This is a genomic window from Actinospica acidithermotolerans, assembly GCF_018139625.1.
Classification (GTDB): Bacteria; Actinomycetota; Actinomycetes; order Streptomycetales; family Catenulisporaceae; genus Actinospica; species Actinospica acidithermotolerans.
Genome location: NZ_JAGSOH010000105.1, coordinates 1 through 25,294 on the forward strand (window position 1 = coordinate 1; position 25,294 = coordinate 25,294).

At 62.4% G+C, this 25,294-nt stretch carries 17 protein-coding genes; 5 read left to right on the plus strand and 12 right to left on the minus strand.

The features are described from left to right. On the plus strand, positions 1–409 hold a 409-nt coding region (locus tag KDK95_RS26545; RefSeq protein WP_212521027.1), incomplete at its 5' end, for an IS3 family transposase. A 123-nt stretch (positions 410–532) separates the two neighbouring features. On the opposite strand, the gene KDK95_RS26550 is transcribed toward KDK95_RS26545, so the two are convergent. Beyond that, the gene (locus tag KDK95_RS26550) at positions 533–1,618 is read right to left on the minus strand and encodes a hypothetical protein (RefSeq protein ID WP_212521028.1); all 1,086 of its coding nucleotides are present in this window, start codon (positions 1,616–1,618) and stop codon (positions 533–535) included. Between the two features lie 122 nt (positions 1,619–1,740). After that, entirely contained in the window at positions 1,741–2,298 is a 558-nt protein-coding gene (locus KDK95_RS26555) for a DUF4365 domain-containing protein (protein WP_212521029.1), read from the minus strand. Between the two features lie 554 nt (positions 2,299–2,852). Here KDK95_RS26555 and KDK95_RS26560 point away from each other — a divergent pair. The 3 genes from KDK95_RS26560 to KDK95_RS26570 all read left to right on the plus strand — a co-directional run bounded on the left by KDK95_RS26560 (position 2,853) and on the right by KDK95_RS26570 (position 6,741). Then, positions 2,853–3,230, plus strand: a complete 378-nt coding sequence (locus KDK95_RS26560) for a hypothetical protein (RefSeq protein ID WP_212521030.1) — start codon at positions 2,853–2,855, stop codon at positions 3,228–3,230. Between the two features lie 98 nt (positions 3,231–3,328). Next, positions 3,329–4,774: an ATP-binding protein gene (locus tag KDK95_RS26565; protein ID WP_212521031.1), complete on the plus strand. Its 1,446-nt coding sequence runs from the start codon at positions 3,329–3,331 to the stop codon at positions 4,772–4,774. Continuing rightward, a complete protein-coding gene (locus KDK95_RS26570; RefSeq protein WP_212521032.1) occupies positions 4,735–6,741 on the plus strand; it encodes a Druantia anti-phage system protein DruA in 2,007 nt (668 codons plus the stop codon). The genes KDK95_RS26565 and KDK95_RS26570 overlap by 40 nt, the downstream gene beginning before the upstream one ends. A gap of 83 nt (positions 6,742–6,824) precedes the next feature. On the opposite strand, the gene KDK95_RS26575 is transcribed toward KDK95_RS26570, so the two are convergent. The 4 genes from KDK95_RS26575 to KDK95_RS26590 form a co-directional block, all read right to left on the minus strand. Further along, positions 6,825–12,392: a DEAD/DEAH box helicase family protein gene (locus KDK95_RS26575; RefSeq protein WP_212521033.1), complete on the minus strand. Its 5,568-nt coding sequence runs from the start codon at positions 12,390–12,392 to the stop codon at positions 6,825–6,827. Next, a complete protein-coding gene (gene druD, locus KDK95_RS26580) occupies positions 12,389–13,477 on the minus strand; it encodes a Druantia-type antiviral defence protein DruD (RefSeq protein WP_212521034.1) in 1,089 nt (362 codons plus the stop codon). Before druD ends, KDK95_RS26575 begins: the two co-directional genes overlap by 4 nt. Positions 13,478–13,489: 12 nt before the next feature. Next, positions 13,490–16,246: a hypothetical protein gene (locus tag KDK95_RS26585; protein WP_212521035.1), complete on the minus strand. Its 2,757-nt coding sequence runs from the start codon at positions 16,244–16,246 to the stop codon at positions 13,490–13,492. A 1,046-nt stretch (positions 16,247–17,292) separates the two neighbouring features. After that, on the minus strand, positions 17,293–19,284 hold the full coding sequence (locus KDK95_RS26590) for a hypothetical protein (RefSeq protein WP_212521036.1): 1,992 nt from the start codon (positions 19,282–19,284) through the stop codon (positions 17,293–17,295). Between the two features lie 823 nt (positions 19,285–20,107). Here KDK95_RS26590 and KDK95_RS26595 point away from each other — a divergent pair. Next, positions 20,108–20,350 (plus strand): hypothetical protein, encoded by a 243-nt coding sequence (locus tag KDK95_RS26595; protein ID WP_212521037.1) that lies wholly within the window; start codon positions 20,108–20,110, stop codon positions 20,348–20,350. On the opposite strand, the gene KDK95_RS38825 is transcribed toward KDK95_RS26595, so the two are convergent. The 6 genes from KDK95_RS38825 to KDK95_RS26625 form a co-directional block, all read right to left on the minus strand. Beyond that, positions 20,331–21,515: a YaaC family protein gene (locus tag KDK95_RS38825; protein WP_443612925.1), complete on the minus strand. Its 1,185-nt coding sequence runs from the start codon at positions 21,513–21,515 to the stop codon at positions 20,331–20,333. The two genes, KDK95_RS26595 and KDK95_RS38825, sit on opposite strands and share 20 nt — an antisense overlap. Positions 21,516–21,728: 213 nt before the next feature. Further along, entirely contained in the window at positions 21,729–23,180 is a 1,452-nt protein-coding gene (locus KDK95_RS36245) for a HesA/MoeB/ThiF family protein (RefSeq protein ID WP_212521038.1), read from the minus strand. Beyond that, on the minus strand, positions 23,159–23,551 hold the full coding sequence (locus KDK95_RS26610; protein ID WP_212521039.1) for a hypothetical protein: 393 nt from the start codon (positions 23,549–23,551) through the stop codon (positions 23,159–23,161). Before KDK95_RS26610 ends, KDK95_RS36245 begins: the two co-directional genes overlap by 22 nt. Next, on the minus strand, positions 23,548–23,820 hold the full coding sequence (locus KDK95_RS26615; RefSeq protein WP_212521040.1) for a hypothetical protein: 273 nt from the start codon (positions 23,818–23,820) through the stop codon (positions 23,548–23,550). The genes KDK95_RS26610 and KDK95_RS26615 overlap by 4 nt, the downstream gene beginning before the upstream one ends. 314 nt (positions 23,821–24,134) lie before the next feature. After that, entirely contained in the window at positions 24,135–24,665 is a 531-nt protein-coding gene (locus KDK95_RS26620) for an ImmA/IrrE family metallo-endopeptidase (protein ID WP_212521041.1), read from the minus strand. Next, on the minus strand, positions 24,643–25,080 hold the full coding sequence (locus tag KDK95_RS26625; RefSeq protein ID WP_306466687.1) for a helix-turn-helix domain-containing protein: 438 nt from the start codon (positions 25,078–25,080) through the stop codon (positions 24,643–24,645). The genes KDK95_RS26620 and KDK95_RS26625 overlap by 23 nt, the downstream gene beginning before the upstream one ends. Positions 25,081–25,294: the final 214 nt, after the last annotated feature.

Genomic DNA, 25,294 nt, shown 5'->3' on the forward strand with positions numbered 1-25,294 from the left:
CGTCGTGGGCTGGTCAATCGCCGACCACCTAAGCGCGGAACTGGTCTGCGACGCTCTCGACATGGCCCGCTGGCGCCGCAACCCGGAAGCCGGGCAGACGGTGGCGCACTCCGATCACGGGTCGCAGTACACGAGCTGGGCCTTCGGTCAGCGGCTCCGTCAGGCCGGGCTGCTCGGCTCGATGGGCTCGATTGGCGACTGCTTCGACAACTCCATGGTCGAGTCCTTCTTCGGCACCCTGCAGCTCGAGCTACTCGACCGCCGCCTCTGGCCGACCCGGCAGGACCTGGCCAACGCGATCTTCGAGTACATCGAGGCCTGGTACAACCCACGACGGCGTCACTCGACACTCGACATGCTCAGCCCCATACAGTATGAACAGATACACGCCAGCCTCGTGCAGACGTGACACACCGGAACCGTCCGGAAGACCGGGGCAAGCTCAGTATGCTGGAAGACTCCTGACGACCATGCCCGTGAGATACCCGCGATGCGCCCCTGAGAGCTACCCAGTACGCCGGACGCAACAGTACTAGCTGCGTCTGAGAATGCGCATCGCAGAGACGTCTCGCACGTGGAAGCGCGTACCACTAGGCGAAAGAACCCCATGTGCGAAAATGGCCTGACCATTCGTGTGTGCGACAGCAGCCATCGCATAGTCCGCCTCGTTCAAATGCACCCGGTACTTGCGCGATGACGCGGCCACCTCACCTTGGACCTGACCGTCAATAGTCACCACACCGGGTCCGCTACTCGCCGCACGCTCCAGCGTCTGGATGGTGCCTTGCACGTCAACCTCGCGCAGGTCGTAGCCATGCTTAATGAACTCGCCGATCTGAGCCAGTGCCGAAATCTCATGGCCTGCAAAGGAGACCGCCTTAACTGCTTCAGCAGTCGATTCGGTTGCGGGAACACCGACCAGGACTTCCATGTCGAAGTGCGAGTCTGCGGTCGTCGAACCTCCACCGAGTTCTACAAGCGCTTCGCACAAGTTTGCAGACAGCCCCATATCTACCAGTTCGTCAATCGCTCCATCAGGAACGCGTGAAAAGTCGAACGGACGTGCTCTGGCCACGCTTTCACGCGCCGCCTCCAGGGCGCTAAACAGCCGCTCGGCAACTCGTTCACCAAAAGCCCGACTCAGTTGGGGGATCACTGGCTGACCGGTAAGCCCTTGGCTCGGACCATCCAGCGCACGCGGCGTCCGTACAGTCATGACATAACTTCCAATGCCACTTGGGGCGAGTACGGAGGACGCGAGGAACGCTTGCGTCTCACGCGGCTTCTTTGGGGGCTGTACGACTGGCGGCTCATCGCCATAGCAGATGCTTACCGCGGCTGACTGCAGCACTCTGTATGCCGCACCATGGACTCGATGCGCGCGATCGAAAGGAAGGGTACCTGGCACTGTGTCCGCTTCAAGCCTGATGCGATGCGTTAGGTAGTCGCTATAAAAGATCGCTGCAAGGACCCCCGACGTTGGCTGCCGAAGGACGCGGCACAAGGTCATAATCACATCGGCCATGCGGTCTGCATAGTCGCCAAATTGTCTGTCCTGAGGAACCAGCAGCCGACCAGCAAGCGCCGCTTCCGCTTGAGGAGACTCCCATAACGACATGGAGGGGGCACTCGTTTCCCTCCGAGACCAACCTGCCTTGATGAGGTACTCAGAAACGTCGGCGTGGTTCAGCTCCTGAGCGCGTCGGTAGAGCTCGCGAGGGCTCAGATCCATATAAGCGGTCACTGCCCACTCGCCGCCAAACGAGGAATCTGTGCGAAGTCAAACAGATTGACGATAGTCGCGGGCGTCAGCAGGTTAAGCACGGGAACTGGAACTGTAATCTTGCTTCCACGAGCGGGTGGCATACTCATCAAGTTCGCCCAAAATACTGGCGCGCTCGACAGGCGCTGCTCATAGATGTCCGGATGCTGGTTGAGGACAAGCCAGTCTTGCGGATCCTGATCGACAGGAACCAGTGCTAGATACCGCGGCGAGTAGTAACGGCCAACCAGTTTGTTATAGTGATCGACCTCAAGCTGGAAGTGCCAGCATCCATCCGCATGAACGCGAGCGGAGTGAGTGGTCTTCACCTGCAAGTGGATCTGAGACGGTCGACTGGGGTCATACTCTTCCCGCATGTTCACATGGCGGTCAATACCAAAATCGAGGTTCGGTTTAGATGACGTAAGTCCCGCTGCCGCCGCGATCACGTCTATCAGCTCCTCACCGAACAGCCCCTTGAACTGACTGACTAGACCACTGCTCAGTGCGCCGAACGGCCTGTCGGTCGCCGTCATCCCACCCCCGGTGCGGCCGCCTGCGTCGCATCCGCCGCAGTTGAAGAAGCTGGCGAAACGAGCGTAGCGACTTGACTGCACGCGGTGCAACGCGTACAGCAACGCTCGCGGATACGGTGCGGGCGGCGGCTGGGTCACGTCCGCGCTGCCAAGACGGTGGTCGCAAACCAACCGAGTCCTTCGGTCCGCCAATGCGAGGTTCCAATACGCACCGCCCTGTCAAGCTCAGTGCAACCGCCCCGCCTCCGATCTGCTCAGCGAGCCAGTGGGCGATCAGTGTGACCCATCGCAGAACCGCCATGCTGTGCCGCACGTGGGCTCGACTCCTCACCAAGATGGACACGCCAGTTCACAGGGCACGAAGCCTCGATCTACGTCGTAGCCGTCCTGGGGCGAGAGACGTCGACGGGCCAGTCGGCAATCGCTGCGTCGATCTGATGCGGCGATCCGTCCTCTCATGTGCCCAGTCGCTCACCGTAATCGCCTGCGACGGCGGGACCCGCTCGTCGCGCAGTAGTGGCCGCAGTCTCAGACGGACTGCGGGACAATGGAACATGGCCTCCATCCAGACGACCGATGAGATCCGCGACATCTTGACTCGACTCGAGGGGCAGCAGATCGCTGGCCTGCAAGTACTCGGGATCAACTCGCTGAAGTCCCTCTCCCCGATGCCTGATGCGTTGGTCGGCGAGGTGATCGCCGGAAGCTCTGTCGATGGGCGCACGTTTACGATTCGAACGAGCAAGTTCGAGGCGGCAATCGATCTGCAGCGGACCGGACGGCTGGTGTGGTTGAGCGCTCTGGAGCCCTATGCTCCGACGGCGGGCCTCGCCCGCCCCACAGCCCGCCTCCTCCTTGCTGGTGGCTCTGGCATGGATCTCACGGAGCCAGCGAAGACGAAGCGGATCACGGTCACGCTCTCTGAACTGTAGGATCCGTGCCCGTACGGACCAGAACGTTGATTTTCCAGCGGACCCCTCGAGCAGCTACTCTCAACCCACCCGAAGCTGCAGGTGGATTGGAGCATGGCATGGCAACTCAGCGACAGCGCAACGACGATCTCCTCGTGCCGTCGAACTTCGTACGCGCCGTCCGGGAGGCCGGGTACGTCAGCGTCTCCACAGCGCTCGCCGAACTCATCGACAACTCCATCCAGGCGCAGGCCTCCGAAGTTGCCATTACAATCAGTCGAGCACATAGCAAGGGGTTGCCGCAGATCGCCGTGGAGGACAACGGTACGGGGATGTCCGCCGCCGAGTTGGCTTCGTGCCTGAGATTTGGCGGGACGTCGCGCTTCGACGGCAGGACGTCCTTCGGACGATTTGGCATGGGGCTTCCAGCAGCTTCCCTTAGCCAGACCCGCCACGTTGAAGTCACAGCGTGGCGGGCCGGAAGGCGACCGCGCTCAGTCTCGCTTGATATCGACGCGATAGTGGCTGGGGCGCCCGTGAATCTCACTCTTCGGGCTGGCTTCGCCGGCAGCGCGCCGTCCGGCTGCCGAGTCGTGTGGCGTGACTGTGACCGCATCGAGTACAGGCGCTTGGCTTGGCTTGAACGAGCGTTGCATCGTGACCTCGGCCGCATGTATCGACGCTTCCTCGCCAACGGCCTCAAGATCACTATCAACGGCTCTCCAGTCAAACCTCTCGATCCAACGCTCCTATCCGTCTCACTGGATGGACATGCCGCCCAGCTGGCGTTCGGGCCGCTCAGCTACGAGATTACGACTGCCAGTGGTGCCACCGCGTTTGTTACTGTTCGCTTCACGATTCTGCCTGTCCATTACTGGCATGCCTTCGATAACGACACCAAACGCCAAGTTGGCATCGTGGGCCAGGGCGGAGTCTCGATCCTGCGAGCAGGGCGTGAGATCGCACACGGCTGGCACCTCATGGGATCGAAGCGTAAGGAGAATTACGACGACTGGTGGCGTTGTGAGATTGAGTTCGAGCCGTTGCTCGACGAGCACTTCGGGATAACGATCAACAAGCAAGGCATCCGGCCGTCGCGCATCCTTCGAGAAGCTCTGGAGCCAGAGCTTGAATCCATCGCCCGACTCTTGAACAGCCGTGTGCGCCAAGCCTTCGAGGAAGTAAAGTTCCAAGCCGCCGCAGCAGCCTCTTGCCGGATCGCAGCAGCGGCCGATGCCGACCTTCCCGTCGTCAAGGGGCACTCGAGGGCAAAAGGTCCACTCAGTTACCGATTCGAGTCTGCGCCATTGCCGCTAGATACAATGTTTCGATCCGAGCTCAAGCAACGAACACTTAGCGTAATACTTAACATCGATCATCCTGCATTTTTGGCGCTCTACCGCCCACTTCAGGGCTTGGAAGACTCCATGGCGGCAGACCTACGTACCGCGCTTGAACTCTTCCTATTATCATATGCCCGCACCGCCTTGCAACTGGGCAAGGATGGGAATGAGATACTTCAGGCATGGAGTACGACGTACGGACGGATGCTTCAACGGTCATGAGTGGCGATCCCAAACTGATTCCCGTGCCCCTACCTGACGGGGCAACCCGGCAGGAACGACGAGCCTTCATGCGCCTGTGCGAGCACCTCTCACAGATGGATCATGGTTCCATCGGCTCAGGTCTCGATCACAGTGTCTATGCCAAGGCCGCAGGCCTCGGCAACCTCTATGAGCAGCCAATCTTGGCAGCCGCCGCCCACACTGTAATCGATCTAGTCGACCAGGGATGGACGATTACCATCGAAAAGAGTGGGCCTTTGCTAAGCCCTCCCAAGGGCAACGGGAATCATGATGCAGAAAAGGATCGCATCAGGCGACAGGAACACGTACGGCGAGATGAACAGCTGCGCAAGCCGAGTGTCCGCCGTTTTGTCGAGGGCATGGAACGCGCACATCAGCATGAAGGCGAACTAGTCTCGGTTTTCGACCTCATGCGTGATGGTCGCGAACTCGCAGGTGCGCTCGAGGCTGCCGATGAACCACAGGCAGTAATCAAGCCATACGTACAAGTTGTCGACAGCTCTGTCTGCGAACTCACTGGCTTCCGGCTTCACGATATCTGGCGCTACTTCCGCCACACGTGGTCTAACGCGTACTCGACGGTGCCAGGTCGTTCCATGCCTATCCTCATCCGTGACCGCGCTACCAAGCATCATGCAGTCATCGGTCTAGCGGCGATCTCCAGTCCAGTTGTGCAGATTGCTGAACGAGACGCCTGGATGGGTTGGGAGACGGACAAATTCCTTGCCGAGATTGAGGCAAGCCCAACAGAGAGGGTCGGCCGTTGGCTTGCTCAGCGTGTCCAAATCCAGATCGACGAGATCTACAAAGCTGACCTTGTTGAAGACGGCGTGCTCGACCCAGGACTCAATATCGACGAAGTTCCCGCAGCAGTTGCGCGACTCAAAGCCGACTCCGAGCGCTACCGACAGAAGCACCATCGTGCTAGCAGCGTTCGCGCCGTCCGCAATATCGAGACTGATTCATGGGTCGAGCGGGCCGAGACCTTCTTGTTCCGCAGCAAGCGCTCCGCCGCGCTGGCTGAGGCTCTGGAGATCGCCGACCGTCTCGGCCGACACTTCAAGCAGGAACCCACGGCACTAGCTGGCTTGAAGAAGGCCCTCGAGGACCCAAAGGCGCGGACACAAATCCGTCGGGTGATCCGCCGGGCGCGCGGTGAACGAGTTGGCACCGTTGTCGCCGATCTGACCGTCTGCGGTGCAGTCGCTCCCTACAATGCATTAGCTGCAGGCAAGCTCGTTGGAGCTTTAGCTGTCTCGCCAAGCGTGGTAACTGCGTATCGCGAGAAGTACAGCAGGCCCAGCGAGATTGCATCGGCCATGGCTGGCCGCGCGATCGAACGCGAGGCTAGGCTTTCGTTCATCGGAACCACATCCTTGTACGGTGCAGGCTCTAGCCAGTACAACCGACTCTTCTGGCCGGCGGCTGCCATGGGCGGTGAGGGCGAAACCCGGATGGGCTTCTACGAGCTTGGTCGATCACGCTCGTTCGGCACCTCGCACTTCTCCGAGGAGACCGTCAGCGCTCTCGTCCGAGTATCACACCTGAGTGGTTCGCTGATCCGGGTCAATAGTCTGTTTGGCGAGGGGGTCAGCCCGCGGCTCCGCAAGGTCCGGCTTGGGCTCGCCGCGCTCGGCTGGCCCCCAAACCAGTTGCTCATGCATGGCCGTGAGCGCATCCTCTACGGCGTACCACTCGTAGAAAATCTGAGGGACTTCTCGCTTGGTGTCGACCAGGAGCCAAGGTACCTTCTGAATCCTGACCTCGCCGACGCTGACGAGCAGATCGCTGGCTGGTGGCTACATCGTTGGGCACTCAACCGCGCAGCCCAGCCCGCTGTCCAGGAATCCATGCGCTCACACAAGCTAGTGCGACCCATACAGCACGGGGCGCGCGTACCACTGCCGCGCGACTACGAGCAGATCCCTATCACAGAGTTCGCATAGCACGTAGCCCGGTGGTGTGGGCTGCCGGCGGAGACCCGCGCCGACAGCCCGCGCCCCAGACCAGAATCAACTGGCCGCTGCTTCTATGTCAGCCGGTTAATCACCTGGCTTGTCGCGAACGGCAAGTTTCGAGAGATGACGATGTCGTCGACGAGCCGCACCTCAATAGCCTCGGACTCCATGGCGTCGTGCAGTTCCTTCGTTGGTGGAACGTCCAGGGTCAGTGGGCACTGTACGCCGATGATCAAGTGCTGGTCCTGGCGCGTAGCCAAGATTGGCGCAGTGATGGGACCGAGCCCAGGCACCTCGACGACGGCGTTGCGTGCAAATTCGGTGTCCGGAAGATCCCGGCTCTCCAGGTCGGCGAACAGTGTGTCCGTCGACTGGGCGAGGCGTGTCCGGTCGAGCGTTGGCAGTTCGTTGAAGAGCACGTATCGAAGCAGGCTAGCCCCAACCTTGCGGTCCAATAGCCCATGCTCGAACCGATTCCGGAAGCTCCTCAGGCACTGGTAGCACGACTCACCACATCGAGCTGGGCAGTTCTCCAACCGCTCAAGCGCCGCTTCGAAAACAGATAGCCCAAAGTCACGGACGCGCCGCGTAAACCCAGCCCCTCCGGCGAGTGTGTCATACAGGTAGATCTCTGCTTCGAGGCCCTTCTGTCCATCTGGAGTCAAGGCCGGCCGGTACTCAGCCTGCAACTCGGTGGTCTCAACACCAAGTCTCCGGGTGGCTTCTATTGTGAGTGCCTCCGCAACAGTGCGGAGCGCGACATGCGTCGACAGCCACGAAGGGAGAAGCCGGACGGGCGGATCGACTCGCAGCCGAACCAGCAATACATCTGACTTGAAGTCCGTACCGAGCACCAGTCCCCGGGTCGACTTTGAGCCGGGGCAGTCAGGATTTTCATGATCTGGATAGGGCTTCTTGTGGCTGCCGGAAACTTCGCCGCTCGCGTTTTTGACAGGTTCAATGAGGCCACACAACGTGCAGTAGTTGTAGCCCTCGCTCTTCGGCCCCGTGTTGGTTACCAGTAGCGTCGAACGCTGGTACGTCTGCGTGACGCGGTCCGTAACCACGGTCCACTGACTTTCTTCCTGCGGGCCTTCCGCTACGAGCTTCGCACGCGTTGCGTAACTAACTGCGGGGGCATCATCGGGACTCGTGCCAGGGTCCTTGGTGACGCGGTGTGCAAAGCCCGGCGGACGCATCCAGTTCATTGCCTTGCCAAACGTCCCTTCCGAGCCGCATGCGATGCATGTACGCACTTCACCCAGATTGGCTTCTGAAGGGGGGAAGTGCTTGGCGTAGTGGCAGACCGAGCACTCGAAGTAAAGCCAGCGGTCCTGCCACGCCTTCGATCGGTCAGAGCGCACTGGCGAGTAGATCGCACCGGAAGTCCACTCCTTGTTATCAATCCAGACGATCTTGCCAGGTGCGTACTGGCTCAATGCGACTGTCAGCCCTTGGCTCGGCGCGTAACTGTACTCGGTGCGGAAGCGCTCTGACTTGTTGGCGTCGAAGACATGGAACGAGACGACGTCAGTCGGGAACGCGTAACGGGGTAGAACGCCTTCGTAGAGGAGCCGGTCAAGAAGATTGGTCTGGCTGCGCATCTCGCCCGGAAGCTCGGCTCCGTCCTCCGCGGAGTTACCTCCCTCAACTGGTTCTGACAGTGACTCCAGATCGCCATCCTCTGTCTCCGGCAGCTCACCGCCATCGGTGATCTTGAGCGCGCGGTCAACCTCCTTAAGCGTCTCGTGAACGATCCCATCCAGGATAGTCGTCCGGCCCGCTGTGAGTTGGACCGGGAGCCACCCGTCGACCTCCTCGCGTAGCACTTGCTCATGCTCCTTGAGCCAATCCTCGAAGTCGGATCGGTTCAAGACGGAACTAGCTCCGACGAACCCGCGCACTGTGCCAAGCACTTCGAATAGCTGAGGCTGTTCCTCCGGGGCGATGGCAGGCAAGCGGTCGTGGTGGTACCGCTGAAATAGGTACGCCGTCACGTGTCGACGCGCGATTTCGTCGTTATCCATAGTCAGCGAGGGGTCCTCGACCTCGCCACGAATCATCGCAGCCGGGTCGCGGAAGTAGTGATCATCATGAGTGTCGGCACTACCGAATGCGATGACTGTGGCTACGGCGTTGCCACGGCGCCCAGCTCGGCCCGCACGCTGTTGGTAGTTTGCCCGCGATGGTGGCATGTTTCGCAGCGCCACTCCTGACAAGCTGCCGATGTCGATGCCGACCTCCATGGTGGTCGTGCAGGACAGCACGTCAATAGCGGGCTGCTGCTGCTCCGTCGGACCTGGCAAGGTCACATTCACATCTTGAAACAGCAATTCATACTGCTCGGCACGGGAAAACACTTCATCGGATTGCGCCGTATTTAGTTGAGCGGTGTGCTCCCGCGCAATGATACTCGTGGGTGTCTCAGCCGGATCCTGCAATGCTCGGACTGAACTGGCACGATAGTAACCCTTGCGCGCCCGGAATACTTCGTCTGCGTCAGGATCGAGAACCCGCACCGCAGTTTGGGAGCAGTTGGCGCACTTCATGGACCCTGGGAAGGGACGCTGAGTATAGCGACAGTGCTCACAATATCCCCATGAACCCTTGGTCTCCAGCGCTACGTTCTCAGCGAGCAGCCGATACTTGCCAGTGCCTACAATAGGCTCACAAAACGCCGGAAGCAGAACCGGCAACCACTCATTCTTGAATGTCTTCGTGGCCGCCCCAGGACCCACCCACTTACGGATTTTGTCGAAATTACCCGTGTGAGGCTGAACGCCCTTCGGTTGCTTCCACCACTCTCCCTCTTGCATCGATGAGGAGAACCAAATGCCTCTAGTGGTGGTCCAGACCGTCAACCACATGCGGACGAGCGCGATCCGTTCCTCATCCGACGTCGCCACTCCATCAATCGCTGGAAGCTTCCCTAACATGTCCTTGCACTTCGGCACAGTCTCTCGAAGTGATGCCAAGCCGAGAGGCGTTAGGCCGTAATACTTGTCTGTGAGGGTTGAATACATCGCGCGGAGAAGCGAGGCTGGTGGCCTCGCTTGAAGCATGAGGAGCCCGTACAGCTCAACTACATTACCATCCAGCGCACCTGCTTCGATCTTTTCCGAGACAGTGCTCATCGGTTGCATCGACTCGGCAGGCCTAAGTTCAGGTCTCAGCCGGACCGAGAGCGTCTTAGCACCGACCATAGTCGCATGGAACATGTGTTGCAGGCTGAGCAGGCTTCTAATACTCTCGTCCTGCTTCTCAAGTTCTGTCCAGCCCCGAAGAATTAGAGGGCGAATTACATCGCGCATCGAGTAAGTTTGAAGATTAGGAGCAAGGCGCGCTGCGACCTGACGCGAGTCAGAAAAGGCCAGCACCTTACGCCCTCGCAAAGGCGCGAAGTCCGAGTAACCCCGGCTAGGTGGCTGCACCTCGAGTTGCCTCGTGACAAGGGCCTGAAACGGCTGATCACCCTTAGTCTGATGATCTTGGACAGAGGAACGACCGTAGCCTGCCGAACGCTCGCAGACTCCGCACGGCTTGAACTCGCCATCAGCTTCGACCTCGTCGGACTCATCGTCGTCCGTCTCGACCGCGATCGACTGTCCTGCACGAAGTCGGGGTAGGCACACCGAGCGGCTACGGAGCCCCAGCTTCGGCGGATTTAGGCAGCCGGTCACCAAATCCAGATCAGCAAGCTCAGTAGGGATTTTCGGCTCCTCCAGGAGGAGGTCAAGAGCGTAGAGTTCAGGGATCGACCCAGCCGGCGCTTGGAATGCACCTCCCGGCTCGTGCCACAAGAAGCTCGGCTCGATCAGGTCTGCCGTGTAGGCCCGCACGTACGATGATCCGCAGTGCCGACACGTGAAGTACTCAAAGACCCGAGCTCCGCAATCGCATGTGGCCCGGGGCTGGTCGTACAGCTTTCCGATCGGACCATTTCCGCGCAGTTGCCCATCAAGTTTTGAGCAGTTCGGGTCAAGGCAGGCCCACAGCCCTGGAAGTCCGCGGAAGAATCCGTGCACGCGACACGGTAGAAGACTAGCTCCGCTTGGTTCCTTACGCGCGGCGCTGCCGAGTGCCACGAGGGTAGATACCGCCTGGTCTGCGAGCGAGGGCTCAACACCTGGAAAAAGCGTTGCGCCGAGCTCGTTGACCGCTTGAGCCTTCTTCATCGTCTCGTTAATAAGTAGGCTCATTGGCCCAAAGCCGTACAGTGCTTCGTGCAACACCTCCGAGGAGGAATGCTCTCCCGGCTCCACTCCACGGTACTGGAGAAAGCCAGTCAAGGCTTGTACCTTCGCCGCATCCGTAGAAGCGTCGTAGTAACTAGAGATCGGAATTGCCGCAAGTTGCGCTGCATCTTCCTGTGTACCCGTGCTTACAGGTTCGCTCAGCCTCAGCTGTCCCTCGACAGTGCGGAAATCCGCTAAATCTTTGCCACTGAGCTGCGCACCAAAGTCACGTGCATATTCAGCACTCGCGAAGCTCGCGCTAGTAGTAATGACTTGGAGGCGCTCGGGCTCGATGCCCAAACGTGAGCGCAAGCGACGGAGGAGGAGTGCCACCTCTGCGCCAGCTGCACCTCTGTACAGGTGCGCCTCATCGACGATGAGGAGGAAGCGCTCAGACGGATTATCACCAAGCCACTGCCGGGTGGCGTCAAAGATGGGGCGCTCAAGCGGTCGCATGAGCATGTACTCCAACATCGAGTAGTTGGTGATCAGCACATCTGGCGGCGCAGCCAGCACTTCGTGGCGTGTCAACAGCTCGGGATCGTCTGGCCGCATCACGGCCCGAACGAACTCGCCTGCCTTGTTCTGCCAGCGAGTATCTTTCTCCCCATACCACTTCTTAATGTCAGGCTTAGCTGGCCACTTACCACGAGACTGAAGCTTTTCGATCAGCTCAACAGCCTCTGCGTGCCATTGCGTCTTGGGGTCCGCTGCCCGGTCGTGCAGCAGCACGTAGAAATCCTCAATGGACTTGAGACGACGCTGATCACGTTCTCGAGTACGCACGCCAGGGTAGAGGGTGCGACTGGTATACCGCGCAAAGCGAGCAGGACGACCAGCCCAGGCGTCGAATTGCGTTGTGACGCGAGAGTCACCCAGTAGCAGGCGCAGACGCCCAAGCTGGTCGTTAACCAACGCGTTCATCGGGTAAAGGATCATCGCACGCACCGCGGGAGTCGCAAACGATTCCGGGTTGTGTGCAGCTTCGCCAGCTAGTTTGGCGATCATCGGCAGCAGGAATGACTCTGTCTTACCCGAGCCCGTACCGGTAGTCACCGCGAGGCTTGCGCCGTCGCGGGACGCCCACTCGAGCGCATCCGCCTGGTGGCTATACGGCGGATCATGCAGGATAGCACCGAGCCCCTTACCGCTCTGAGCAAGAGCGGTGAAGAGCTTTTGGACTTCGGGGTCAAGGTCGAGCGCCGCGAATTCCCGACCGCCGCGATACCGTGGCGTGCTCTCAATATAGGGCTCCTGAAAGAGCACCCCTTTTGCATCAAGGAGCTGGCGCCGCTGTTCGATTACCGTTGGGTCGCTCACGTGGTACGTGGCTTCGATGTAGTCACGCAAGGCCGCTCGAATCTCGGCGACAGTTTCAGCGATCGTCGGTGCATCCGATTTCACGGGCTTTCCTCCTTGTTTGTCAGATCCATCCAGAGCATCTCAGTAAGCAACTGGTGCAGGCCGGGCATCGCTCCGCTTGGGACTCTGAACGCAAATAGAGCCCCTCCTACCTTGCCGAGAGCAAGTCCCACCAGTCTTAAATAGCGCTCAGCGAAAGCGGGTATGGGTGAGTAGAACTTCACGACTGCCGCGTTGTTGGATGTGGCTCGCTCGGTCCTATATTGCTGTGGCGCCCCTCGCAATGAATCGATCGCCATCTGAACGCGCCAGGCTTCATCTCGGCCAGCCGCCAAAGGATCATCGATCGGAAAATCGACCACCTTTGTAGATGCACCACCTAGTAGGCGCACCATGCACCACAAGTCAGCGCCGTAAGCTTGCGGACGACGCGCTAGAAAGTCACCAGTGTCAGCTGGTTTTGGGGACCGCCAGCGACCACGGTAGAAGCGATTGCCCGCAGCCGGGTCCAGCACCTGCAGCCGCTCAATCTCGCCGCTGTCGTTCGCAGCATCGAGGCGCTTTGTGACTCGACCAACCAGCAGCTCTGCAGCCTCTACGCGTGGGCGAGCGATCCATCGCTCACGATCGATTCGTTGCAGCCCAATATTCGAGAGTTGGTCATCCGCGGATGTCGCATCAAGCCGGATTATCCTCGTATGCTCCTCATACTCAATCTCGTCGCTGAGCTCCGCGTCAAGCAGCGAGGCGCCGAACGGACGCACTCCAACTAGGAGGTACTTCCCGGGCTCCTGCTCTATATAGCTTGGCGGGCCGAGATACAGCAAGCGAGCCGAACCCTCAATTTGATGAATCAACTCCAGAAGATCGCCTCCAGCGATCACTAGGTCAAGTATATCGTTCAGCTCATCACGTGTAACTTCACCTTCTGGCACGAGAGGTTGTAGCACTTCCAGCACAGCGCTAACCAGCTGATTTGGAGTGGCGGGGCAAATAAACGACGCAGCACGACGCAACGATGCGGTAAGGAACTCCCGGCTGGTGAGTCCAACCGAGTCACCAGTAAGGCCCATGTTCCGAACAGAGAGCAGCGACGCTTCCTCCGGGGTCAGGCTGGAGAGCTTCATGGGCTGGCTCGCTCACTCATCGCCGTCTCCATTTAGGGCACGAGTTCCGAGTACAGAGAACCGCGCTGCACGCAGCAAAACTGGCGTGCGAATCACCCGGCCGAGGAGATACTCACGACTGCTCGTAGACCACTCAAGAATTTCGCCCGGCTTGCTCGCGAGGGTGAGGAGGAACTTTGCAGCAGACGGCTGATCTCGGACCCCACAGTCCCAGAGGGTCGATTCAATAATCTCCGCGAAACCGGAAACAAGCGTGTCCCACTCAAGCCAGCGATAAAGGCTACTTGCAATTTTTCCGGCAAGCTTCTTCTGGCCGTAAGAAACCCCAATCGCCCCCTGCATTTCTTCAAGATAATTGGCTGGCTCCTCTGCCTTCTCGAGCTGGTGCTCCACCGCAGCCCAGTAACGACCACAAAGCTCCATTGCATTGGCACGAGTGATCGCTTCAAGCACGGAATGCTGATGGTAGACCGCAAAGGGATCGGCTGGGAGCTCAGCCCCCGCCCAAAGACGGTGGGCATCCACTAGCTTCATGACGCCTGCGACCGATTTGCCTACGTGAGGTATGTACGGCCTTGCTCCACCAGTCATCATTAGGTCGTTTGGGTTGGTCGGCGCTAAAGACACGGCCTCAAGTTGATCGGACTTAGCGCGCAAAAGTCCACCACTCGAGATGAGTTCGACCGTTGCACTGACCTCGCACAAGGAGGCGGTCAGTGGCGACGACACCTTGAAATACTCGATGCGCGTCCTGCCTTGGTCTGTGCGGTCTATCAGCCGTGCATACGAGCTGCCATCGTGTTTCTTCAAGAACCTCCACCTGATCGGCTGAAAGCCACGCTCTGCCGCCAGTGAAGCCATGCCGATGCCATCGCGGCGAACTACTATTTCGCAAGACTCGGCCTCATCATAGAAGTCATTGAAATGACGGCTATTGCGAAGGTTTTTGACATACATCGCCCAGTGCTTATGGTCAATTGGCAGTCTGATTTTTTGCTCGATTTCGACTAATTTTGAGCCATCATCTCCTCGCAAGATCACCAGGAGATCTGCGTCAATATCTGTCGGACCACTCACGGTAATGCTAGCGCGGTCGTCCCAGATCTCAGCAAGCGCCGGCCGAGCGGGTGACGCTAACATGCGAATCCCTTCGCCGGCTGTCGCCGTTTGCGGTCGAATCTGTGGGTCTCGAATAGTGATTGCTAAAGACCCTTGCGTGAGCGGCTGTTCGTTCACACCAAGCAGCGTGACCCTTAGATCGTGCGTCCCAATATCGAGTCCATCGAGCGAAAAGATTAGTTCAGCTTGGCCCTCGGGCCACGGGATAAGATGTGGGTTTCCATTGACGTACGCCAAACAATGTACGGCCGTAAATTCTGAGCGGATCGCAATAATTGCAGGTTCGCCAGCAAGCCACTCAACCGTGCCCTCACCGTCCCATGAACTGGCTACCATCCCTGCGGGACGAACAAATATCTTCGAGTGCACAGATAGCCCGTATGTAATTAAGGCCATAGTATCGGTTTCTGTAAGCTGCGCGGGTACGTTGAGCCGGTAAGCTGTCGCACCGGATACACGCAGCGGCACTGGTTCGATCCACGACAGAGTCGGCGGCTCCTGAGTATCCTCACACACAAGAATATAGTCGTGGCCAGGCCGTAAAGATCGACCTTTCACCTCAATGGCTAGGCCGAAGTCTTCACGACGGTACAACCAGTACGGCCCGGATGTCATGACACATTTTTCAGCGAGGATCGCGTTAGCTACTGTGCTCCGATCCAGCTGCACAAACGGCTTTGAGGCGTCGGGCCATGAGCTGAAAGTGATCTCTTGCCCACCGAAGACAAGCGCACCAATGGGTACTGGCCGGCTCCCACCGGTTACCTTGCCTCGGAGAGATTTCAACTCATTGTAGACTCGAGGATCGCTCTTGCTGAGTGGCGTTAGATCGGGCAACGAGGCGAAGGGATTCCAGGCACCTTCGAAGAATCGAAGGAAGAACTTGGGATCAGTCGCTGTAGGCAGGTGGCGTTCGCGCTTAGGTATACCAGTGACAGACGTTCTCGGACCAAATCCAACTGCGCGGATTCGGCTCGCGGCGTGCTGTGCGGAGATAAGCCACTGCCGAGACTGGCGTTCGCGCGACAGTCCCTCGAGTAGACGCTGAAGTGTTGACTTCACAAGATATGGCGACTCTTCGTTCTCGCCAGACAGCAAAGCAGCTGCAACTTGGCCCAGTAGGGCCGTGTTCTGGCAAAAGATTTGAAACCGATCGCTATAGGAGTGAGCTCGAACCGCAAGACTCGTACCGAGTTCGTCAGGGTCGTCCAGCAGAGTAGACGAGAGCCCGCCTCGAAAGTCATAGAGCAATTCAGCCAATTGGCGCTGCAAGTACTTTGGCAGCACAGCATTAGTTAGCGGCCACGCGATTATTGTGAAGTTTGTCGCAAAAGCTCCGGTTGGCACAGCCCCGCCATACTCGTCGGCGAATTTCTGATACCAACGCTTAATGTAATCCCGATGATCGCTGTGCCATCCTGGCGTAGCACGCTCGAATGTCGGCCAATACTCGCCGCCAGTGTAGTTGTACCCAGACTCGGCGGCATACACGACGTAGGGCAGCCAGGAGGCCCGATAACGAATGCCCAAACCCCGCGCGACTGCTGCCCGCACGCTGTCGAATAGCAGCTCAATGTCGGATTGTCCAAGGTCGTGCTCGAGCGCGAAGACCGGCGAAGCTCTGTCCAGTTGCTTCCTCTGCTCATGCAACTGGTGGAAGTGCGCGCCAAGTTTGCTGTGGAGGTACTTCAGGACCTCAGCGGCGTCGCTGTATGGGACGACCGACATGCGTCGTGGGGCCTCCCCCTCGGTGGCCGGTTCTCGGAAGAGCTCTTCTACCGTAACATGTGCAGCCGGTGGCGTGTGGCGTACGTTGGGTCATCTGAGGCACTGCACGCGACGTGCGTTTGGCGTAGTCAGTAGCTCTCGACGGCCAGAGCCGCCTCTCCGCCCTGCGCGGTCTCCGGCAGCGCAGGTCGAGCACTACGCGCTCGTGGTAGAAGGGGCCGCGGGCGCTCAGGAAGACGAACTTCGGGCCGTAGACCTTGGCTTTTTCGTCTCCGCCCTCGACGTGCAGCCCCGCACCGGGGCCCACGCGCTAGCGACCCCAGCATCTATGCCTGGCATACAGGCCTTCTGGCCGCGAGGTGGGGGTATCGCTGGCCCCCGCGGGGGACAGCGTGCCGACCCCGCAGCGTCCCGGGGCCTGCAGCGCACGCTTACTCCGCCTCCGCGTGCCCTGTTTCCGACGCGCGGAAACGACTGCCCGTCGTCAGGTCCAGTCGCGCACAGCATGAAGGGGTCGACCGCCTCCATCGCGACGAGGCCCTTTTGAGCGCGATGACGCTCGGCGCGGGCACCCCCCGGAGCGTATTGCGCGGCGCGCCGCTCAGCCTCGGGATGCATGTCGATCGCCGGCCCGGTGGCATCGATTAGCCCGTCGCACCATAGGCAGCCGCGGCCCGGGACTAAGGAACCGATTGAGGGGCGTGGATCTGGCCGACACCCGTGCTCGTCGACCGGGACCTTCACACCGACCTGGGTAGCCGGGATCAGCCGGTCGTGCACGGGCGTATTGATCCAGTGCCGGTCCGCATGCCCGTCGGCCGTCAGGAAGATCCAGTCCTAGCGCTCGAGCTCACGGCGCGCCGAGGGGTGCTCGACGCGCTTCTGGGCTCGGGGTCACGCCGATATGTGGGTTTTTCCGCCGTACCGCTGCGACCCCGTCGGACCCGGATCGGCTGGGCCGTCACGGCTCAGCGGTCGCGTGGCTTGGGGTGCGAGATCTGACGCAGGTCGTCCGTCAGATAGCCGATCGTCGCCGCTGCCTCCTCGACGGCGGTCCAGGGCAGCAAATCGATTGTGCCGTTCTTCTCCCGCATCTCGATCAACTGCCGCAACTGGTCATCGGCTTCGGCGAGTTTCGCGTTGAACTTCGCGAACGCTTCGGCCTCGCGATCCGTGTCCGTCGGCCGTCGCTTCTCGCTCGCTTCGAACCCATGCAAGACCTTCGCGCGCAGGTAGGCGTTGAAGGTGGATGCCTTCGCTTCGGTTGGCTGTTCGACGAGTTTGCCCGTCGCGCTGTCCCACTGGCGCGGTTTGCGGCCCGCCCGGGTCTGCTTGACCGCGTCCGCCAGCAGCCATCGCCCTTCGCGCGTGGCGAGCAGGCCTCTGATGATCGAGCCGACGCTGGTGCGTGCGATTGTCGTTCCCGCGACCTGTTCAGCGGAACCCGCGGCCGCGAGCAGGTGGCCGCTCATCACCAAGTTGATCATTCCCAGGACCCCGAGCAGCAGCTGCGCTCCCGTCTCGCCGCCATCCGCCCGGGCCAGCAGCGCGTCGACTTTCTCGTCGGTGTTGATGTTCTCGACGTCCCAGTCCACCTCGACCAGGTTCTGCCACACGCACCCGGTCTCCAGAGCCCTCCGAGGCGACGTGGTCTCTGGTCTCGCGGAGTAGGAACGCAGTCCCAACTCGACGATCGGCCCGTTGCGGCGGGCGAGCGTGAGCTTGCCCCGCAACGCCATCTTGGATCGTACGAACGCCCTGAACCCGCGACTATTGGACGTCAACTGCTGGACGACCAGTGCGAAGCGGAGGTCGGGCCACGTGGGTTCGAGTCCGAGTTCTTGCATCGCCGGAACGACGTTCTTGCGCCCGACCAGGGCGTCGCGGACAGCAGAGGCTCTCAGTCCGGGATAGAGCAGGCCCTCGTCGTAGAGCCCGGATACGATCTCTTCGGCCGTGACCGCGTTGCGTGCGCCGTCGTCGAACGGCTTCGGCTCGACGTTCATGCGCATCAGCAACGCACGCACCGCGGCCGGGAACCGCTGCATGCCCCGCTCGACCTCGTCGTCCTGGTAGCCGACGATCACCTGGACAGGCACCGTCATCGCGTTCAGCGCCATCGCCGCCCTGCTGCGCCCCTCGATGTCACCTGGGGTCCCAGTCCGCGCTCTCTTCAGCCGCGCGTGGGCGGCCTTGACGGCCTCACGCACGAGTTCGCGACGGGCTTCCAGGCTCATCGGCATGAGGTGCGAGGGGAGCAAGGCGACGGGCTCGGCGCTCTGCGGGCGGGGGAGCGCGCCGTCGAGCCACCCCCTGCGGACCCGGATCCGGTCATAGCAGGAGGCGAGCCTGCAGTTGCCGTCGATGGCCGTCAGTTCCACGGCCGTCGGTTCATGCTCGGACGTGAATACCACGGGTGTGAGCATCAGCGGCCGTTCGACCAGGCGCTCGCCCACTTGCTGCGGGTTGTCGCTCATCACGCGCTCGGCCGAGCGGTCCGCCGATTCGAGTACAGCGGCGAAGCTGTCGGGGTGGACGAGGACGGCGTGCTCGTCGTCGCACCCCGGCATCGACAGTGCCGTTCGCAGCCCGTCGGCGTGCGGATCGGCTGCGTACCGCGCCGTGGCCAGCAGCCTGTCGTTCTCCACCGCCATCGACACCATCAGCGAGTACGCCCTGTAGGAGATGACCATGAGCCAGCCGGTCTCGACGCGCAGCGGCTCGACGCGCACGCTCTCGAGCTGGCCGGGCTCCACGGCACCGTGGGCGATCCGCCAGATCACCTCGTCGGGCAGGTGGATCTCAGTGCGGCGGGAGCGGAGTGAGGCGTAAGCGGCCTCGGCGGCGCTGTTCGGAGGTACCCGATGCTCGTAGGCGCCGGCAAGGGTGTCGATATCGGTGACCGGGATGACGTTGATCTCGTCGACCAGCTCCGACTCAGGCGTCGGGGACTCGCTCATCGCGACCCTTCGGGGCATGGCCGCATTCGCGCGGCCGGTGGGTTCCGCGAGAGCAGCGCCGTCGGAGCGCTACGCACCCTCGCCGCCGTCGGGACGACCTCGGTCGTCCAGGAGCGACGCGGCGTTGAGGCGCGAGCCGTCCGCACTCCGGGGTCCCGCCGCGATGGTTCTGGTGCGGGCAGCCGCGGGTCGTGAATGCTCGGACCGCAGTCCTCGCATACAGGCATCAGGCCGCTGCGACAACGGCGTTGGCCCCGACGATAGCCGGTGTCCCGGGCCGTCCGCAGCGGAATCCGGAAACCTATGCGAGTTCCCCCTGCATCACGCACACACTCCAACTGCATCAGTGTCCGGGCTTGTGGTCATCGTTCGAACACCACTCCTCCAGATAGCCGGTGGCTGAGTCGGCCACTTCGGGCACCTTCGCGGCCCACACCCTCGCCAGCGCGCGGCGCGCCAGGAGCGTCCGGAGAGTGAGAGGGGAGGCGTATCGGCGGAACCAGCCGCTTCCTAGTCAAGCAGGTCAGTGCGTCAGGTATTGCGAGCCGAACCCGCATTCCACCAGCCCGCCCGCGGCAATCTTCAGGTTGGACAGCCTGCTGCGGGGTAGGACGCACATGTGACGCGGTGTGGACGAACGGCCATCGAGCCACACTACCCCCGGCTGGGGCCGCGACCGCGGCTTTCCGCGATGCAGGCGTCGGTCCGCGCGAAGTAAGTACTCTGTGCTCCGGCGAGCGGGCGTCGGACCGAAGGATCCCGAGCCGGCCGGCGTCGAACGTTCCATTAACACATTGATCTCAAAGGCCATGATGATGGCCTTATGGATGCACATGACCCCACCGGCGCCGGGCGCCTTGCCAACCTCGTCGCGCTCGTGCTGAAACACCACCTGGACGAGATGGCGCACTACTACGTCCGGTTGGAGCAGGGCGGCGAGCACGAGGAGGCCCGCGCTGTCGCCGACCGGCGCGACCGGCTGATCGACACCGCGTCCGACGTGTACGAGGAGGTGACCGGCGTGCCGCTGACCGTCAGCCGCGGCCTCACTGACCGCCGCGGCTGACCGGAACCTTACCTCGATGGGATTCGCCCTGGCTTCCCTTCAGGCCGGGGCGGATTGGTTTAGTCGAACCTGTCGTTGTCAGGCGGCCAGGTCGTCGATCACGTCGAGGATCAGGCGGGGAAGCCTCGCTACCGCCGTCTCCATCAAGTGTTCGATCGCGGAGGCCTCGGTACTTGTGTTGATCGCGATCACGTCCGACCATGCGCAAGGTTCGTATCTGGCCACCATCGAGAGCACGTAGAGCACGGCCCACCACGTCAGCAGCGGGTGAAGCGGCTCCGCATTGTCGCCGAGCGCGGGGAACAGGTACCTGTCCCTTGAAGTACGCGGTCCCCACGTGCTGCGTGATGTCCTCCGAGTACCCGCCGAAGGACGGCTCGCCGCGGTCGGGCCACAGCAAAGTTACGCAGTTCAATCCGGCCAGGCCGCGGCCGGGCCACCACTGATCGGCCAAGCCCGCGATCGCCTCCGACGGCGCGGCCCACTCGCCGGCCGCGGGGTAATGTGCGAGGAACTCGCGCAGCACCGTCGGCGAGTTTGCCTGCTTGACCGATTCCGGGATGCCCTCCAGCTCGCCGACCAGCCACCGGCCCGGGTAGGTCGTGTAGTTACGGTCGCGTTCGACGGCCAGGACCGGGAAGCGCCCCGGGTCGGCCAGCGGGTAGCCGACGCTCTCCGGCAGGCCTGCCCAGATCTGCCCGACCGTCACCGGCGCCGCCTTCGTCCCGTCCGGCTTGAGCTCGGTGAGCGAGCCCGAGCCAAGGATCTCCGCGAGCTGCGTGAACGCGCCGGAGCCCTTGTTCGAGACCGGCAGCATCCCCAGGGTGCCGCCCGAGGCCGCGACAGACTGCTGCATGGCCGGGATGCCGATGCCGTGGCCGGAGAGCTTCCACGGTTCGGCCGGCTTGCCCTTCTGCCGGTCGGCCACGCCCGGCGCCATCGCTGCGATCGCCCGCCCGGCCTGGCTCAGCCCGTAGTACAGCTGCAGCGGCTTAGTCATCACGTCGGAGCCCGCGGCCGCGCTGAACAGCTGCTCGGCCTTCTCGAGCGCTGCGGTGAAGGTCTCGCGCCTGGTGCCGGCGCCGTTCGCCGCTCCCGGCGGGTTGGCGCATCGAGCGCAAGTGCCTCCACGCCTGGGGAAACGCCCTCTCGAACAGCGGGTTATCCCCGCCGACGCTCAACACGATCGTCAACATCTCCTCTCGGGTGCCGGCCGGCGGTGCGGTGGTAGCTGCCGTCGGTCGGCCGGGGACGGATATCCGGGAGCGGGGCTCGTGCCCGGGCCCTGCGGGCCGATGTGGCAGGCCTCGACGAACGCCGCCGTCCCGGGCACGGCGCCGCAGGCTATCGGACCTGTTCGTCCGTCAGGCGCAAGAGGCTACTGTCCGGGCAGCGCTCGGGCATCGCCGAGCCCGAGGACCGAGGCGGGGTCGGTCGAGCACCAGCGGCAGTTCGCCCGCCCGTGCGCGCGCTGCCGGTCGCGCTCTCGGCTGCGCGGGAAGTGCGCACGGGCGTCGCGGTCGACGTCTTCGAGGTGCAGGCCGACCGCGGCGAGCATGAAGTAGGTCGCCGCCTCGCCGGCCGCGATCGTGTTGAGCGTCATGACGGACGGCGCCGGCTCGTCGCGCACGTAGCGGGCCCGCGTCCGCTCGTGCTCGGGCAGGGCCTCCATCGCGAGCTCAGCAGGGTCGATCAGCTCCTGGCACCACTGGCACGCCTCGCCGGGCACCAGCGGGCGGATCGCGACGTGGAGCTGGCCGACCTGCCCGTCATCGGCGACCGGGATCGAGACCCCGACCTGGACACCGGGCACCAGGTACTGGTGGACGACCGCGTTGACCGCGTGCCGCGCGGTGTTCGTGTCCGCGGCCAGGAAGATCCAGTCCGCCTGCTTGAGCGCGTCGAGGGCCGTGGCGTCGGAGACGTCGCAGCGCAGCTTCGTGACCTTCACCCCGCGGTTCGCGCGGCGGATGTTGCGCGCCGCCAGCCGCGTCTTGGGGGCGCTCAGCGCCAGGCCGAGCCGCTGGAGCAGCGCGGGGGCGCCTTCGCGGCGCAGCCAGGTCATCGCGTCGATCCGGCGGGCGGCGGGCAGCCGGTGCAGGTTGGACGGGGCCACCTTGTCCGGGTCGATCACGACCAGGTGCCCGACGCCTAGCCGGCCGAGCAGCTCGACCAGGATCGAGCCGATGCCCCCGAGCCCGACCACCGCGACCCGCATCTGACCGAGCACGCCCTGCCCGGCCTGCCCGAACAGTCGCGACTGCCGGTCGAAGCTCGGGTCCGCGCCGACCGGCGGAGCGGCGGGCTCGGAGCGCAGCCGCAGCAGGTTGGCACCCGGGACCACGACCTCGGCCAGCGTCGTGCGCGAGCCATCCGGCATGAACACCTCGGCGTCCGCAGCGTGGACGGCCAGCACCAGCCCTCCGACCGGCTGCCCGGTCATCTGGACGATCGCCGGGTAGCAGCGCTCGTGGCTGGCGATGTCGGGGCTGGAGAACGCCACCGAGGTGGTGCCGCGGTGACAGTGCACGGCGATGTATGCCAGGTCCGCAGCCTCTGCTCGGTCGATCGCGCGATTGACGAAGTCGTCCGTCAGCGCACGGTAGCCGGTCTGGCCGGGCACGTAGTCCACGCCGTCGACCGCGAGCATCGCCTCGCGCGCCAGCAGCCGGGGACCGCGCGGACCGTCCGCCAGACCGGCCAGGATGATCGCGCCGTGCTCGTCGCGGTCCCCGGGGAACAGGTGCGCGTGCACCTTCTCCCACAGCGGCGCGGGGATGGTGAGCGACATCCCGGCGGCCGGCGGGTTCACGACCGCTCCGCCAGACACGCGACCACCCCCGCCGCCTTGATCGCCGCCGTGTCGATGGCCGGGTTGTGGTGCGGAGACCTCAGCGAGAACTGCAGCGCCGATCGGTCGTGCCACGTCGTCGGCGTGAACGGCGGGGTGTGCGGCTTGCCGTCGACCCTGCGCAGCTCCCCGCTCAGGAACACCGGGTAGATGTCCGCGTCCGGGCACTGGTGGGTGATCACGAATCCGAGCCAGCTCTCGCGCTGGATGTACGCCGGGCCCGGGTCGATCGAGTCGATCACGATGTACGCGCCGCCGCTGCCGTTCGGCTCGTGAAGCACCGTTTTGGCGGCGTACTGCGCGACGAGTTCCTCGATCTGCCCGGCCACCGCCGGGAGGTAGCCGGTCACGAGTCCTCCTGCTGACCCTGGGCCCGGAACCGCTCGCCCTCGTGCAGCTCGACGGTCTCGTCGTCGGGCACGAATTCCCAGGCGTCGCCCTCGCGCACGTACACCCGGGCGTTCGGGTAGACGGTCTTGTCTCCCTGCGCGATGGCCGCAGCCTTGATCTGCGCCGCGGTCGCCTCCCTGCCCGTCATCACCACCGGCACCCCGTTCACCTCGATCGTCACGTCTTTCGGCTCGCGCACTTCCGCGCCGTTGCCCGTCGTACCGCTCATAGGTCGTGTTCCTCTCTGGACGTGCGGGTCGCGATCAGCCCGCTGTGACGAGAGTGCCACTGGTTGAGCCAAGCTGTCAACAGAAGAATTCTAGTCTGGCTGTCACTCGCGGCAGGTCTCTGCTCTTCGCCGAGCGTCGTGTCGAGGTGAGTTGTCAGGACGTCCAGCGTCCCGTCCGGTATAACCGGGGTGGGCCGGTTCTCGAACGGGGGATCGCGGGCCGCCGGTGACGTCGCTGGCGCTTGGCGCGCGAAATCGAAAAAGCGGGTGTCCCGCCGCCGCTAGGGCGGCGGGACACCCGCATCGACCTTGAGTTAGATTTCCACGGGAGTCGGGATGATCCCGAGGTTCACTAGGCGAAAGTTCGCTGCGGAGGGGCTGACCCTGAACGTGTCCGCGAACTGCTCGACCATCTGCGCCGCGTTGCGAAAAGACTGCTCGGCGACCCAAGGCCGCACCACGTGCTCGGGCATGAGCAAGGCTGCGGCGAACCTGTTCGCCTCGATCTCCTCCCGGTCCGTCGCTAGGCTTGCGACCCTGTCGCGGAAGTTCATGCGCACGTCGGAGTCCATGATCACCGAGCGCCCCTTGTGGAGCTTCAGGTGACCGATTTCGTGCGCGATCGTGAACCGCTTGCGGTTAATGTGGTGAGTTTGGTTCACTCCGATCACGATCCGATCTGGCTCGCGCACGAGCATGCCCGAGACATCGTCGGTCATCGGCGCGTTCGCGACGATGATCCCCAACTGATCGGCGATCTGCTCTGGGTCCACCGGAAGGCTCGTCCAGCCGACTTCTTCGAGCAGTTGCCGCGCGAGCAAGTCAGCCCTGGCCACCTGCTTCACCGTCCTCTGACAACCTGTCCGCTTGCGCCATCACGCTGGCTAGCGCGTCGGCAAACTCTGAGGTCAGCGGGGGCGGGCTGATCTCGGTCGTTGCCGGGATCAGTTCCCCCACGCTCACGTTCAGAGCGTGCGCGATCCTCGCGAGGCGGTAGGGCGGTGGAGCCTGACTGCCGGCCTCAATGTTGCTGATCGATGCGCGAGAAACCCCCGCCATCTGCGCGAGCTGCGCTTGCACGAGCCCGGCGCCTCCCCGTAGAGCACGAATCCTGGAACCCATCTCTAGGTTGAATCGAGTTTCTCGTTCCCGTTCATCCATGCACGACCCTCTCGTCGGACCACACGTTGCGTCACCTAGAGGAAACGCCAGCGTCACTGTCATTCTTCCTGTGTCGGTGCGCAAAGCAAGGTACAACATGGAGGTTTCTTGAGATCGATGAACCCGCCGCTGGGCCCGCGTTCCTCACGCCGACACCAGCTACAGTGCGTGGCTCGCGAACAGCCATGACGGCGGACGTGGAAGAGTCGTGGTGGGCGGACATGTGAGTCCCGGTCCACGGACATGAGAAGTCTAGGTAGGCGGCCATCTGTAGCCGCGTGGTGACCGTGCGAGTTCCCGCCTTGATCCGTTA

Bases quoted from the DNA above. Each gene is read 5' to 3' on its own strand.
- KDK95_RS26625 (WP_306466687.1), bottom strand. From the start codon at position 25,080: ATGTTGTACCTTGCTTTGCGCACCGACACAGGAAGAATGACAGTGACG.
- KDK95_RS26550 (WP_212521028.1), bottom strand. From the start codon at position 1,618: ATGTCGTTATGGGAGTCTCCTCAAGCGGAAGCGGCGCTTGCTGGTCGG.
- KDK95_RS26555 (WP_212521029.1), bottom strand. From the start codon at position 2,298: ATGACGGCGACCGACAGGCCGTTCGGCGCACTGAGCAGTGGTCTAGTC.
- KDK95_RS26565 (WP_212521031.1), top strand. From the start codon at position 3,329: ATGGCAACTCAGCGACAGCGCAACGACGATCTCCTCGTGCCGTCGAAC.
- KDK95_RS26560 (WP_212521030.1), top strand. From the start codon at position 2,853: ATGGCCTCCATCCAGACGACCGATGAGATCCGCGACATCTTGACTCGA.
- druD (WP_212521034.1), bottom strand. From the start codon at position 13,477: ATGAAGCTCTCCAGCCTGACCCCGGAGGAAGCGTCGCTGCTCTCTGTT.
- KDK95_RS26615 (WP_212521040.1), bottom strand. From the start codon at position 23,820: ATGAGCGGTACGACGGGCAACGGCGCGGAAGTGCGCGAGCCGAAAGAC.
- KDK95_RS26595 (WP_212521037.1), top strand. From the start codon at position 20,108: ATGGATGCACATGACCCCACCGGCGCCGGGCGCCTTGCCAACCTCGTC.
- KDK95_RS26590 (WP_212521036.1), bottom strand. From the start codon at position 19,284: ATGAGCGAGTCCCCGACGCCTGAGTCGGAGCTGGTCGACGAGATCAAC.
- KDK95_RS26570 (WP_212521032.1), top strand. From the start codon at position 4,735: ATGGAGTACGACGTACGGACGGATGCTTCAACGGTCATGAGTGGCGAT.